Here is a 13,866-nt window from a genome sequence, read left to right as displayed (position 1 = left end):
TGAGGCAGAAATTTAAAGCTGAAGGTGTTTTTTGAATTTTGCTAGTTCTCTTTCATTTCGAGCTGCTTTTTCCCAGATATGCTCGTGGTCAGCTTGCATATCAGTAAGTATATTTTTAATATCTGCAAATTGTTTATTAATATCTGTGAATTGCTTATTAATATCTGTGAATTGCTTTTCATTTTCATATTTCATGACAGTCTGTTCCTGTTCGATAACATTTAGCTTTTCATTAATAGTTGCATTTTCTTCCTGAATATTTTGCACTTTTTGATTTAGGTTCCCAACCATTGTAATTAAGTTAGATAACATATCTTCCATTCTATCTAGTTTTTTATTATCCATTTTACATCACCCTCCTCCACGTTATTATACATCATTCTTCCAGATTATTGACACAATCCGACTAATTTCCACCTATGTGGTGCTGGTGAGTTTTGTTAGTATCTGGAGAGCAGCATTTATGGTACTATTCATTTATATATTCATGAAAAGAGGATAAAAATGAACCATCAAGATAATTCCAGATCTATCGTCTTACCACTTACCATTTCAATTATAGCGATATCGTTCTCAGCCATCTTTGTAAAATGGTCTGACGCACCTGCTTCGATTTTAAGCATGTATCGCATGCTGCTTGCAAGTCTATTAATGCTTCCGATTGTCTGGAAAAACCGCGAAGAATTTAAAAAAATAACAAGAAATGATTGGGTCTTTTTATTTTTTTCAGGCCTATTTTTAGCCTTGCATTTTGTCCTTTGGTTCGGTTCGTTAAAATTAACCACCGTCGCAAGCTCTACCATCATACTTGCCCTTCAGCCGATTGTGTCTTTGATTGGCGGATACTTCTTTTTTAAAGAACGAACAACAGCTTCCGCGTTGATGACAATGGGAATTGCCATTATCGGTGCGATGATGATTGGCTGGGGTGACTTTGCTTTAAGTCAGGACGCCATCCTTGGCGATATCCTTTCCTTCTTAAGTGTCATTGCCGTCGTCGTTTACTTAATGATTGGTCAAAGTATTGTGAAGAAAGTTTCGCATTGGATTTATAGTTTTAGTGTATTTTTCATTGCCGCCGTCGTTCTATCAATCTATAACCTTAGTACAAGTGTTGCATTTAACGGCTATCCGGCAAAGGAATGGGGAATTTTCTTTTTGCTTGCAACCGTTCCGACGGTCAGCCACATCATCAATAACTGGCTCTTAAACTATGTCAATGCTACCACCATTTCTATGAGTATTTTAGGTGAACCTGTGGGTGCGACGATTTTGGCAGTCATTTTATTAAATGAACACCTTGCCAGCTGGCAGATTGCCGGTGGACTGCTCGTGCTTCTTGGTGTGTTTTTCTTTTTAACGCAGCAGCAAAAAAGGATTCCTATTAAAGGGGCCGTAAAGACTGGGACTTGAAATAAACCTCCATCAGGGGGTTTTTCTGCTGTTACAGGCTATTGTCCATCTACACCCCTGTCACCTTCTCATAAAATAAGAAGAAACTTTAATTTGGAGGAGATGAAATGTACAAAGTTTTTGCCGGGTCGTTCAAGTCTAGGGAAAATGCACAGGAACGAGTAGCTTTCCTACGTTCAAAAGGAATCCAATCCTTTATCGTATCCACCGTCATATCAGGTGAAACTTGGTTCCGAGTACAAGCGGGCGCCTTTTCAACCAGGGAAAACGCTGAAAAACGAGTAAATGGAATCAAGGCAAAGACAGGAATAAATGCTTTCATCCTACCTGAAAACGTTGGTTCCAGCACGACTTCAAGCACAGTATCAAACCCCCGCGCTATTGATCTCAATCCATCCTCAATTTTAGGTCCTACGCAGCTCTCCGCTGAACAAATGAATGCGTTTGTAAAAATGATAAACCCTGATGCACCCTTGTTAGGGGAATATTATAAATCGATTGGTGAGTATTATGGTATCAGAGGGGATGTGGCATTTGCACAAGCCTTGCAGGAAACAGGCTATTTTCGGTTTACAGGGGATGTTAGGAGTAGTCAAAACAACTTTGCAGGAATTGGTGCCACCGGTGGCGCAGTGAGAGGTGCAAGTTTCAGCACACCAGAGGAAGGTGTACTTGCACATCTCCAGCACTTATATGCTTATGCTACCACAGCAGCATTACCAAACAAATACCCGTTAGTTGACCCTCGCTTCCATCTTGTAAATAGAGGTTCGGCCACTACATGGACCGCCTTAAACGGAAAATGGGCTGTACCAGGTACCACCTACGGTCAGTCAATCTTGAACATCTATCGAAGAATGGCCGAGTCGTAAAATGATATCGATAACTTTAACGAAAGCCAGCCAAAAGCTAGGCTTTTGTTTTTCACTACCCCAACATTATTAATAAGCCTTTCTTACTAATTCTCTATTAATTTTTTAGCCATTCGTGATATGATAATAGCAAATTCAGATAATTAGAGGAAACTGTATGAATAGAATAGGACAAATTACTCTAGTGTTAATATCAGTGCTATTTTCCGGCTTCCAAACCATTGTGGAGCATGATCGTTTTTTTACAATAGACTTTCTCATTTTTACAGGGATTGCCTGGCTGGTTGGGTGGCAATATGACCGTGCACGTTTCTTTGGGAAGAAAGCGCGTGACAGTGAAGAAAGCTATAGACAATTAATAGATTCATTGCCAAAAGCAGTCATAGTGCACCAAGATAATAAGGTCATCTATGTAAATAAGGAAGCACTAACGATGATTGGTGCAAAGCAGAAGGAAGAAGTAATTGGAACGTCTATTTATAATTATGTTTTTTCAGAATATAAGGAACGACTAATCGAAAGACTGAATCAAGTAAAAAAAGAAGTCCTTCCATTAAACAATATTGAATACAAATTTAAAAAGTTGGATGGTTCGGTTTTTGTCTTTGAAGGCGCATCCATGTTCATTACATATGGTGGAAAAGATGCAGTATTGTCAATCGGAAATGATATCACAAAAAGAAAAGAACAAACGGAACAACTCCTGCAAAAATCCGAGAAATTGGCGCTTCTTGGCCAGATGGCCGCAGGTATAGCCCATGAAATCCGTAATCCACTTACCTCTATAAAAGGCTTCATTCAATTATTCAAAAGCGAAACACATCAGGCAGAATACTATGATATTGTGTTATCAGAGCTTGACCGAATCAATAATATCGTCGGAGAATTTCTTGTACTCGCAAAACCAACCGCAGCTGTTTTTACCGAAAAGGATGTAAGGGAATTAATTAAAGATGTTGTGACCTTAATTAATACTCAATCTATTTTAAACAACGTCCAAATCTTCGTAGAATTTGAAAGTGATTTACCTAAAATAAGCTGTGAAGAAAACCAATTAAAGCAGGTCTTTTTAAATTTGCTAAAGAACGCCATAGAAGCCATGCCTAGCGGCGGGAATATAGATGTGAATGTCAAGGGAAAGGAAGAAGGTAAGATTTCTATTCAGATTATCGATCAGGGTATTGGAATTCCAAAGGACCGGATCCAGACCCTCGGTGAACCCTTTTATACGACAAAAGAAAAGGGGACGGGTCTCGGTCTTATGACGTGTTACAAAATTATTGAAAGCCACAATGGTCAACTTACGATTGATAGTGCAGTGGATGAAGGAACAACAATCGAAATTACTCTGCCAACCATCACCCAGCGAGTTTTTAGCCTTACTTAAGAAACCCTCAATTATTATGAGGGTTTCATTTATTTATAGTAAAATAAATGAAAAGGAGGCGAAGAGCTTTGCAAAATAGAGAAATTATATATTTAAGCAAGGGATTGCCTAAAAAGATGGTACATAAGAATGAGGCTTACGAATCAGGAATCTGGAAAGAACAATGTGAAGAACTTTATGTGGGCTTTGATGAGATAACTGGTGATCAGGTCGCGAATCCTGAGTATCATGGCGGCTCAGAACGTGTCGTCTGCGTATATCCCTTCGAACATTACGCACATTGGGAAAGTGTCTTTGGTAAAACATTAACACCCTCTGCCTTTGGGGAAAATTTAACTCCAATTGGCATGAAGGAAGATCAGGTTTGTATTGGAGATGTTTTTCAGATTGGAGAGGCTGTCCTGCAGGTATCTCAAGGTCGTTATCCCTGCTCCACCATCAATAAACGCAATAACAACAACCTTTTGTTAAAAAGAATTATTCAAACAGGGTATACTGGATATTTTTTCAGAGTTCTGGAAGAAGGAAAAATAACGGCAGAATCTCAGATAAAAAAGCTGAGTTCACATCCCGAGCAAATCTCCGTCTCTTCCATCCATCATCTTTACTTCCATGATCCCTCTCCATCAATTGAAGTGATTGATAAAATATTGGGTGTTGAGGAGCTCGCGGGACAATGGCAGCAGTACCTCATTGATTTAAAAGAGAAAATTCAGAGCTGACAAAACTCCCAGGCTAAGCCTTGGGAGTTCTTTCGGTAAACAGTTTTAAAAATTGACCATAACCTTCTTCTTCTAATCTAGCCTTCGGGACAAAACGGAGTGCAGCCGAATTAATGCAATACCTGGCGCGGTCAGGACCAGGCCCATCATCAAACACATGCCCGAGATGGGAATCGGAGGTTTTGCTTCGAACCTCAATCCGCCTCATTCCATGGGAAGTATCAAACCTTTCCTCCAATTCATATCGCCTTATTGGCTTCGTAAAGCTTGGCCAACCGCAGCCGGCATCATATTGATCAAGTGAACTAAAAAGCGGCTCACCTGAAATGATATCTACATAAATTCCTTCTTCTGTGTTATTCCAATATTCATTTTTGAATGGCGGCTCTGTGGCATTTTCTCTAGTTACAGCATATTGAATAGGGGATAATTCTTCTTTTAGAACCTCATCACTTTTCCGCTTTTTCCAGTTTTCACGTATGAACTTGGCACGCCCTGAACCTTCTCGATAGTGATTATAATGAAAAGGCATTTTTTTATAATAGTCCTGATGTTTCTCCTCTGCTCGGTAAAAGGGGCCAGCAGGCAGGATTTTTGTTACAATCGGCTTTTGAAAACGACCGCTTACAGCAAGCTCAGCCTTTGAGTTCTCCGCCATTTCCCTTTGTTCTTCTGTGTGATATAAAATCGCCGTCCGATACGATAGACCGCGATCATTAAATTGTCCTCCCTCGTCCGTTGGGTCGATTTGCTGCCAGAATATCTCCAGCAGTTTCTTATAGGGAAAAACAGCAGGGTCAAAAGTAATTTGTACCGCTTCATAATGCCCCGTCGTATCCGAGCAAACTTCCTCATATGTCGGATTTTCCTTTTGCCCGCCTGTATAACCCGATATGACTTCTTTAATCCCAGGCTGTTCATCAAACGGCGATACCATGCACCAAAAACAACCTCCTGCAAACGTTGCGATTTCCGCCATTAGACCAACTCCTTTACATTATTTTCTACTATCCAAGAGTATTTTCCGCCATCGGAGTTCATTTTACATAACCAAGCCCATTTAAGAAAATTTTAATCTTTCGTTTAGAAAAAATTTAGTTTTATAAAGTACTCTTTTAGTAACGATTCACTACATTAGGAGGTTACATATATGAAGCAACTATGGATTGTTTTTGCCCTCGCATTATTAGTATTACCAGGATGTTCATCCAATACCGCTACTGCAAAGAGACCTGCAGACGGAGAAGGTTTATATAAATTCAGCTGCTTATCCTGCCATGGAGAAAACTTAGAAGGATTAGCAGGTCCACCCGTGACCAATATGAAAGCAAAGTATGCAGAAGAAGATTTACAGCAATTACTGAACGATGGTGTCGGCATGATGCCTGGCGGACTACTTTCAGAAGAAGAAGCTAAAACCGTCACAAAATGGCTTTTAGATAAATAAAAGGTTAGGGATTCCTAACCTTTTTTTCAGGCTCATTTCATGCCTTTGGAGTTACTTTACCAAATTTTCCGGGGTTTCACCCTTTAAACCCTGGAGTAAATTTTCAGCAGCGAGTAACGCCATTTTTAGTCTCGTGTTCACACTCGCACTGCCGATGTGCGGCAATGCCACTACATTTGGAAGGCTAAGCAGAGGATGGTCTGTCCTCACAGGTTCTTCTTCAAATACATCAATACCTGCACCCCAAATATACCCATTTTCCAAGGCATGATATAGAGCCACTTCGTCGACGATTCCCCCACGGGCGGTATTAACCAAGACAGCAGTCGGTTTCATAAGTGATAACTCTGCAGTACCAATGTAATTCTTCGTTTCCGGTGTATAAGGCATTAATACGCAAATAAAATCCGATTCCCGTAGTAATTTTTCTTTATCCATGTACTCAATACCAAGCTGTTCCTCGACTTCAAGCTTTCGGGAGCGGTTATGATAGTAAACTTTCATATCAAACCCTCTCGCTCTCCTTGCGAGCGCCTCTCCAATCCTGCCCAATCCGAAGATCCCCAAGGTAGCTCCATAGATATCCTGCCCTGTTAATTGCATTGGCGACCATGTTTTCCATTTCCCCTCACGCAAGTAATCGGAGGCTTCTACCAATCTCCTAGACGCGGCCATTAACAGCGCAAAGGTTAAATCAGCTGTCGTCTCCGTTAATACTCCAGGGGTATTAGTTACAATAATCCCTTTTTCTGTTGCTGCCGCCACGTCAATATTGTTATAGCCAACCGCCATATTACTAACAATTTTCAATTTTGTTCCCAATTCTAGAAGGGGTCTATCGATACTCTCTGTTAATAAACAGTAAAGACCATCGACAGCCTGAATCTCTTTCTCAAGGATTTCTCTAGGAACCGGCTCCTCTTCCTTATCCCACATTTTCACTTCACAAACCTCTGCTAACCTTGAAACAATAGGTTCCGGCAACTTCCGCGTTATGTAGATTTTTGGTTTCAACTTGGTATTCACTCTCCATAAATTAAAGTATTGGAAAAAAATTTCATATTTTAGATTAAATTTCCACATCTACTGACACTATTCGACAACTTCCCACTACGCTAAATGGTAAGATAGTCTTGCTTTTATTCAAGTAAAATGGAAATGTATCTGTTTTCTCATGGGAGTGTCATGGATGGAATGGTTGGTTAGAAAAAAGCTATATATTTACTATACACTTTTTCATGCTCTTGGTTATTATGTCCTGCTTTATTTCTGGCAAAATAACGAAGAGCTCAAAACAACTGGGGAGAATCTATTTTCACTTGCTGCCCCCCTTTCTTCATCTATCATTCTATTTTTCATTTACCGAAAACAGAAAACGAATGAAAAATATCTATGGCTCTTCCTCTCGCTAGGATGTTTTTTAAACTTTATGACTGAGATGGCAAGTCGTTATTTTTCACAAAAAGAATTTCTTTATCTTGAATGGAATCATTCCTTTTATATCCTTCAAATCGGATGCTTTCTTATAGCGTTTATTTGCAAAATTCGAATAGATGAACACCATCATCTTATAGAATTCACCTTTGATACCTGTATTATAATGACTGCAGCAATTACATTTAGCTGGCAATTCATCATGCGTGGTATCCTAACTCAAAATATTTTTATAGGATATCCTATCGGGGATTTGATTCTATTTTTTGGGGCAATTATTTTCTATTTAGGATCTGAAAAATTAACCCCTCCTAGAGTTTTAATACTTTTTAGCTTATTGATTCAAGTGATCGCTGATTGTTCCTACCTTATCTTTACGTTAATGAATATCCCTTTTTCAGAAAGTTTATTTCATCCAGTATGGTCACTTTCCCCTTTATTAATGGGGGTTGCAGGAACATTGGAGATAGTAAATGACAATACATCTCCAGCAAAGAAAAATAAGATCCATTCTTTAAAAGATTCTATTACTCTAAGATTATTATTGCCTTACATAGGTGTAATCCTTTTATTTATGGTCATGATTTCTCAACATCATGATTCAAACAGTTTAATTATAGGGTCAGCGGCAGCTATCCTCTTTTTAATCGTACGGCACATCTTTGCCTCCTTAGAAAATCAAACATTGTTGGCTAAGTATCATGAATTGACAGAGGAATTAGAGCTGAAAATTGGGGAACGAACAGAAGAACTACGCTCAAAAAACCAGCAGCTTCTTTCTGCAGCACGGAAAATGAAACACATGGCCTACCATGATGTACTAAGCGGGCTGCCAAATAGAAGAATGTTTTTGGAACGGCTGAAGACAGCAATGGATGAAGCGAAGCGGAACCAATATAAACTAGCGGTACTCTTTATTGATTTGGACCGTTTTAAAAATATTAACGATACACTTGGGCATGAGTTTGGTGACTTACTGTTAAAGCATGTTACCAAAGAAATGGCAATGTGCGTTCGTAAGATTGATACGATTTCCCGGCAAGGCGGGGATGAATTTACCGTCTTACTAAATCGGATCCGTGCTGAGGAGGATGTCATTCCATTAGTGGAACGAATGCGATCGATTGTGGCAAAACCCATCACCATTCAAGGTCAAGAATTACACGTCTCCATGAGTATTGGGATTGCTTTTTATCCCAGTGATGGAAAAAGCACCGAAGAGCTAATGAAGAATGCAGACATGGCCATGTATCGTGCCAAAGAAGAAGGCCGAGATAATTACAAATTCTATTCAATGGATATGAATAAAGCAGTTTCAAGAAAAATGGCACTCGAAAATGGACTGCGAAAGGCGCTAAAAAATGATGAATTTGTTCTAAATTATCAACCACAGGTGAGTTTACAGACCTTTGAAATTGTCGGAGTAGAGGCACTACTTCGGTGGAATACAATCGAAGCAGGTATAGTATCCCCAAATCAATTTATACCAGTTGCAGAAGAGTCGGGGCTGATCATTCCAATTGGGGAATGGGTCCTAGAATCTGCCTGTATGCAGGGGAAAGCTTGGCATGATAATGGTCAAAGCGATTTAAAAATAGCCGTAAACCTCTCACCCGTACAATTTCTTCACGAACATTTGGTCGGGACGGTCATTAAGGCTTTAAAGAAATCTGGCTTTAATCCAAATTATTTAGAGTTAGAAATAACCGAAGGCGTTGCCTTTACCGATGCAGAGGCAGCTATAAAAAAAATGCAGGCTCTACGAGAGCTAGGGGTAAGAATATCAATTGATGACTTCGGTACAGGATATTCTTCTTTAATGTATCTTAAAAGCTTTCCAATAAACACCTTAAAAATTCCTAAGCCATTTAACCAGGACATCATGAGAAGCCAAAAAGACAAAGCATTAGTAGAAACGATTATTTATCTTGGCCACAGCCTCGGGTTATCCGTGATCGCGGAAGGAATTGAGAATAACGAACAGCTGCTTTTCCTAAAAGAACACCATTGTGATGTGGTTCAGGGTGACTTGTATAGTAAACCATTAACGGTTATGCAAGTAAGTGCCTTGATTGAAAATAAAAAGTCTGAAAAAATCTCATGATTCATTTAAAAAGGTATAGACCTTTCTTTTTAACAAACACTATTTTTATCGTATGTTAAAAGGAGATTGTATTGTGATGCCGTATGAAATAACCAACATGATTATTGATGATGATTTTGATAGTGAGGAATATGTAACAGCAGAGTTTACACATAATCAAAACCATTACAGCATTACGTTTAAAAAAGCAGACCTGGAAATCATTAATGCTTGGGTATATAAAGATGGCACATCCCTGCCGGCTAATTTATCCGATACACTGATTGAATCGGTTAGAGAAGATGTAAAAAAGAGAATTTAGCAAGAGAGCTGGTTGGAAACTCCAATCAGCTTTTTCTATGGATTTGTAAATTTAGCTGCTATATATTTAATTATGTATATTAACTAATGGAGGATACGAAGCTGAAGAAAATACTAAAAAGATTACTCATTTGCCTACTTTTGCTGTCATTATTTATTTTTCTAAACAATAGTTCTATATTTGCGAAGGATCGTAAAGGTGACCCTCTGCTTCTCGCACACCGCGGGTTAGGACAAACCTTTAGCATGGAAGGAATCCAGGGCGATACATGTACGGCGGAACGCATTTTCAAACCTGAACATCCCTACATAGAAAACACAATCCCTTCGATGGAAGCTGCGTTTGAAAATGGAGCTGATGTAGTTGAATTGGACATTAAGCCTACAAAAGACGGACAATTTGCAGTTTTTCATGACTGGACGCTGGAATGCAGAACAAATGCCGAAGGAACCACAAAGGAATTTACGATGGAAGAATTAAAGCAATTAGATATCGGTTATGGCTACACAGCGGATAACGGAAAAACCTTTCCATTTCGCGGGAAAGGCGTTGGCCTCATGCCTTCTCTCGATGAAGTATTAACCCATTTTCCGGAGGAATCCTTTTTAATACATATTAAAAGTGATGATTCTGAAGAAGGAATCCAGCTCGCTGATGTGCTCTCTGAACTGCCGAAAGACCGCTTAAGTCAAATGACCGTTTACGGCGGTGATCAGCCCATTGCAACGATTAAAGAAGAAATCCCTGAACTTCGCGTCATGTCAAAGGCGACGTTAAAAAGCTGTCTTCTTCCTTATATTGCAGTCGGCTGGACAGGTTATATCCCTTCAGCATGCGAAAAGACACAATTGCATATTCCGGAGAAAATTGCCCCTTGGCTATGGGGGTGGTCGGAGAAGTTCTTAAATCGGATGGATAGTGTCGATACACGAGTGATCGTGGTGGCAGGTGATGGCGGCTGGTCCGAGGGATTTGATACCCCGGCTGACTTAAAAAGACTTCCGGCTAATTATAGCGGCGGAATCTGGACGAATCGGATTGATCAAATCGCCCCGCACATAAAATAAAGGTGGACCGCATTAGTCCACCTTCTTTTTTGCTTATATCATTTGCTTGATTAATTCCTTATTGCGCTTTTTAAAAGCCTCATGATGAGATGAAACCATCGCGACTTTCGCCGCATCAGGCTGTATATATTGCTTCGCTTTGTTCACGGCATTGGCTGCATCCTGAAAAGCACCGGCAATCAGATTGATTTTCCCCTCGTACATGAGAATATCTCCAGCAGCATAAAGCCCCTCAATGGAAGATTCGCTTGTTGCGTTTCCGGCGATATAATAATTATCTGCTCGATCAATTGACAGTGCACTATTTTCCAATAAGGTTGCGTCCTGTTCATACCCATGACTAATTATCACTTCATCAACTGACAAGTAGGAAACCTCACCTGTCTCGTGGTTCGTTAATTCTACGTTGGCGATTTCATCACGGTCGCCATTGGCGATTAATTTGGTAATCGAGGATTGAAACAAACATTCAACAGAGCTTTCAAGGAGCTTGGTGGCCTGTGCCTCTTGTCCATGCCCCCCCAATTCCTCTTTTCGATAAGTTAAATAGACTTTTTTCGCAATCGATTCTAATTCATTTGCCCAGTCCACAGCGGAATTTCCGCCGCCAGAGATAATCACCGTTTTATCCTTGAATTGTGCAAACGATTTAACAGTGTAATGTAAATTAGACACTTCAAATCGCTCGGCACCTTCAATCTCCAGCTTTTGCGGATTCAAAATGCCGCTGCCAATCGCAACAATCACTGTTTTTGAAAAATGCTCTTGTCCTGATGATCCGGTCAAGACAAAGATTCCTTCTTCATTACGCGCAATTGACTCTACTTTTTCTTTTAAAACAACAGTTGGACTAAAGGTTAACGCCTGCTCAACAAGCTGTTCCATTAATTTCGCTCCGGTAATTGGTGTTAAACCGCCCACATCCCAGATCATTTTTTCTGGATAGACATGTATCTTTCCACCTAATTCCGGTTGATATTCAATGACCTTTGTTTTCATTTCTCGAAGTCCGCTATAAAAAGTAGAGTAAAGTCCTGCTGGGCCTCCACCAATAACCGTCACATCAAACAATTCTTGTTGTTCCATCTCCGTCCACTCCCTAACCAACTGTAATTGATTATCATTATCAATAAGAATAATTCATTTATCTCTGTTTTACAATCATTTATTTTTTGAAAAATCTGTGACATCACACTTCCTTTATATAAAATCCTTCTATAAAGCATTTTTCCACCAAAATGAAGGTGTAAAAAAAAATTATCCACCGCAAACTAAAAATATTCACAAAATTGTAATTGACAATCATTATCACTCACCTTTATAGTTAGGTCATAACGACACTGATAATCATTATCAACTATTTACAGAAACAAAAGGAGGATTACAATGGTTCGCCTTTCTATTGATAACCTAAGCATTGGCTATGGTGAACGGTTAATTGTCAAAAGTCTTAGTATCGCAATTCCAGATAGGAAGATTACCACCATTATCGGCCCGAATGGCTGCGGAAAATCGACTTTACTAAAAGCAATTACCCGGATTATCTCCCACCAATCTGGGTCCATCCTTTTAGACGGAAACGATATTTCAAAAGTCAATACGAAGATTTTAGCGAAGCAAATGGCCATCCTTCCACAGACGCCAGAAAGTGCCAGTGGATTAACAGTTGGAGAGCTTGTCTCCTATGGCCGCTTTCCATATCAAAAGGGTTTTGGGCGTCTAACCAAAAAGGATTATGAAGTGATTGACTGGGCACTTGAAGTGACTGGAACAATCGACTTTAAATTTCGTCCGGTAGATGCATTATCCGGCGGCCAGCGCCAGCGCGTTTGGATTGCGATGGCACTCGCGCAAGAAACGGATATTATCTTTCTTGATGAACCAACTACCTATTTAGATATGGCCCATCAGCTTGAGGTGTTAGAACTACTGCAAAAATTAAACCTTGAACAGGAACGAACGATTGTCATGGTCCTTCATGATTTAAACCAAGCTGCTCGCTTTGCGGATCATATCATCGCCTTAAAAGACGGTGAAATTGTAAAAGCAGGAAATTGTGAAGAGGTGATCAGTAATAAAGTACTCAAAAAGGTATTTAATATTGACGCTGTTATCGGTCAGGACCCTCGAACAAAAAAACCAATGTGCGTAACGTACAATTTACTAAAAGGAGAAACCAAACATGAAAAAACTACTACTGCCCTTTATCCTGCTCGCAGCGTTAATTATTAGTGCCTGCGGTACAGATACTTCGAAAGAAGAAGATAACACAGCACCTGCTGAAAAGAAGTCAGAAACGATTACCTACCAATCAGAAAATGGACCGATTGAAGTACCGGCAGACCCACAGCGCGTTATTTTACTATCTGGCTTCACGGGTAATGTCCTCGATCTTGGTGTGAATGTTGTCGGTGTGGATACTTGGTCAAAAAACAACCCAACGTTTGAAAAAGAAATGAAAGATGTTGCAGAAGTATCCGATGAAGATCTCGAAAAAATTATCGAATTAGAACCTGACTTAATCGTTGGTTTATCCAATATTAAAAACATAGATAAATTAAGTGAAATTGCCCCTACTGTTACATATACTTGGGGAAAAGTTGATTATTTAACACAGCACATAGAAATTGGTAAACTATTAAATAAAGAAAAGGAAGCTCAAAGCTGGGTGGACAACTTCAAGAAAGAAGCTGAAAGTGCGGGCGAAGAAATCCGCGCCAAAATTGGTGAGGATGCAACGGTTTCCGTTATGGAAAGCTACGGAAAAGATCTTTATGTATTCGGCAGCAACTGGGCACGCGGAACAGAAATTCTTTATCAAGCCATGAAATTAAAAATGCCTGAAAAAGTAAAGGAAGTTGCAGAATCATCAGGCTACTTTACTTTATCTGCTGAAGTTATTCCTGAGTATGCAGGAGATTATGTGATATTGAGTAAATATTCAGATGCTGATACTTCCTTCCAGGAAACAGAAACGTACAAAAACATTCCTGCGGTAAAAAACAATCGCGTTTTTGAAATGAATGGTCAAGGGGCTTCCTTCAGCGATCCAATCACACTTGAAAAGCAGCTTGAATTCATTAAGAAATCATTTTTAGGTAATTAATAAAGGCTCTTTT

General features: G+C 39.6%; 14 protein-coding genes. 10 read left to right on the top strand and 4 right to left on the bottom strand.

Going from position 1 to position 13,866, the window contains the following annotated elements; all coding sequences use genetic code 11:
- Positions 1-12 precede the first annotated feature (12 nt).
- A complete protein-coding gene (locus ABC255_RS04310) occupies positions 13-345 on the bottom strand; it encodes a hypothetical protein (RefSeq protein WP_412991589.1) in 333 nt (110 codons plus the stop codon).
- A 159-nt stretch (positions 346-504) separates the two neighbouring features.
- On the opposite strand from ABC255_RS04310, the gene ABC255_RS04305 reads away from it, so the two are divergent.
- The 4 genes from ABC255_RS04305 (at position 505) to ABC255_RS04290 (ending at position 4,394) form a co-directional block, all read left to right on the top strand.
- Entirely contained in the window at positions 505-1,413 is a 909-nt protein-coding gene (locus ABC255_RS04305; RefSeq protein WP_412991587.1) for a DMT family transporter, read from the top strand.
- A gap of 107 nt (positions 1,414-1,520) precedes the next feature.
- The gene (locus ABC255_RS04300) at positions 1,521-2,285 is read left to right on the top strand and encodes an SPOR domain-containing protein (RefSeq protein WP_412991586.1); all 765 of its coding nucleotides are present in this window, start codon (positions 1,521-1,523) and stop codon (positions 2,283-2,285) included.
- Positions 2,286-2,442: 157 nt separating this feature from the next.
- Positions 2,443-3,672 carry an ATP-binding protein gene (locus ABC255_RS04295; RefSeq protein ID WP_412991585.1) on the top strand — a complete coding sequence of 410 codons (1,230 nt, stop codon included), beginning with the start codon at positions 2,443-2,445 and terminating at the stop codon, positions 3,670-3,672.
- A gap of 68 nt (positions 3,673-3,740) precedes the next feature.
- On the top strand, positions 3,741-4,394 hold the full coding sequence (locus ABC255_RS04290) for an MOSC domain-containing protein (protein ID WP_412991583.1): 654 nt from the start codon (positions 3,741-3,743) through the stop codon (positions 4,392-4,394).
- Positions 4,395-4,407: 13 nt separating this feature from the next.
- Here ABC255_RS04290 and msrA read toward each other — a convergent pair whose 3' ends face one another.
- Positions 4,408-5,373, bottom strand: a complete 966-nt coding sequence (msrA, locus tag ABC255_RS04285; RefSeq protein WP_412991581.1) for a peptide-methionine (S)-S-oxide reductase MsrA — start codon at positions 5,371-5,373, stop codon at positions 4,408-4,410.
- A 171-nt stretch (positions 5,374-5,544) separates the two neighbouring features.
- Between msrA and ABC255_RS04280 the strand changes: the two genes are divergently transcribed.
- Entirely contained in the window at positions 5,545-5,841 is a 297-nt protein-coding gene (locus ABC255_RS04280) for a c-type cytochrome (RefSeq protein ID WP_412991579.1), read from the top strand.
- Between the two features lie 51 nt (positions 5,842-5,892).
- Here the strand turns inward: ABC255_RS04280 and ABC255_RS04275 are convergent, their stop codons facing one another.
- Positions 5,893-6,855, bottom strand: coding sequence for a 2-hydroxyacid dehydrogenase (locus ABC255_RS04275; RefSeq protein WP_412998479.1), 963 nt, complete (start codon positions 6,853-6,855; stop codon positions 5,893-5,895).
- A gap of 175 nt (positions 6,856-7,030) precedes the next feature.
- Here ABC255_RS04275 and ABC255_RS04270 point away from each other — a divergent pair, with 175 nt between their 5' ends.
- The 3 genes from ABC255_RS04270 (at position 7,031) to ABC255_RS04260 (ending at position 10,747) form a co-directional block, all read left to right on the top strand.
- On the top strand, positions 7,031-9,379 hold the full coding sequence (locus ABC255_RS04270; protein WP_412991578.1) for a DUF4084 domain-containing protein: 2,349 nt from the start codon (positions 7,031-7,033) through the stop codon (positions 9,377-9,379).
- A 76-nt stretch (positions 9,380-9,455) separates the two neighbouring features.
- Entirely contained in the window at positions 9,456-9,680 is a 225-nt protein-coding gene (locus tag ABC255_RS04265; protein WP_412991577.1) for a hypothetical protein, read from the top strand.
- 86 nt (positions 9,681-9,766) lie between these two features.
- Complete coding sequence (locus ABC255_RS04260) at positions 9,767-10,747, top strand: glycerophosphodiester phosphodiesterase family protein (protein WP_412991575.1); 981 nt, start codon at positions 9,767-9,769, stop codon at positions 10,745-10,747.
- A 33-nt stretch (positions 10,748-10,780) separates the two neighbouring features.
- Here ABC255_RS04260 and ABC255_RS04255 read toward each other — a convergent pair whose 3' ends face one another.
- Complete coding sequence (locus ABC255_RS04255; protein ID WP_412991573.1) at positions 10,781-11,833, bottom strand: NAD(P)/FAD-dependent oxidoreductase; 1,053 nt, start codon at positions 11,831-11,833, stop codon at positions 10,781-10,783.
- Positions 11,834-12,133: 300 nt separating this feature from the next.
- On the opposite strand from ABC255_RS04255, the gene ABC255_RS04250 reads away from it, so the two are divergent.
- Together ABC255_RS04250 and ABC255_RS04245 are read left to right on the top strand one after the other, a co-directional pair.
- On the top strand, positions 12,134-12,979 hold the full coding sequence (locus ABC255_RS04250) for an ABC transporter ATP-binding protein (protein ID WP_412991572.1): 846 nt from the start codon (positions 12,134-12,136) through the stop codon (positions 12,977-12,979).
- Positions 12,930-13,853 carry an iron-hydroxamate ABC transporter substrate-binding protein gene (locus tag ABC255_RS04245; RefSeq protein ID WP_412991570.1) on the top strand — a complete coding sequence of 308 codons (924 nt, stop codon included), beginning with the start codon at positions 12,930-12,932 and terminating at the stop codon, positions 13,851-13,853. Before ABC255_RS04250 ends, ABC255_RS04245 begins: the two co-directional genes overlap by 50 nt.
- The last annotated feature ends 13 nt before the right edge of the window (positions 13,854-13,866 follow it).

It is taken from the genome of Neobacillus canaveralius, from assembly GCF_047237705.1.
GTDB lineage: Bacteria > Bacillota > Bacilli > Bacillales > Cytobacillaceae > Neobacillus > Neobacillus niacini_K.
The sequence above is the reverse complement of the archived record's forward strand: the minus strand, read 5'-3'. Positions and strand labels throughout refer to the sequence as shown.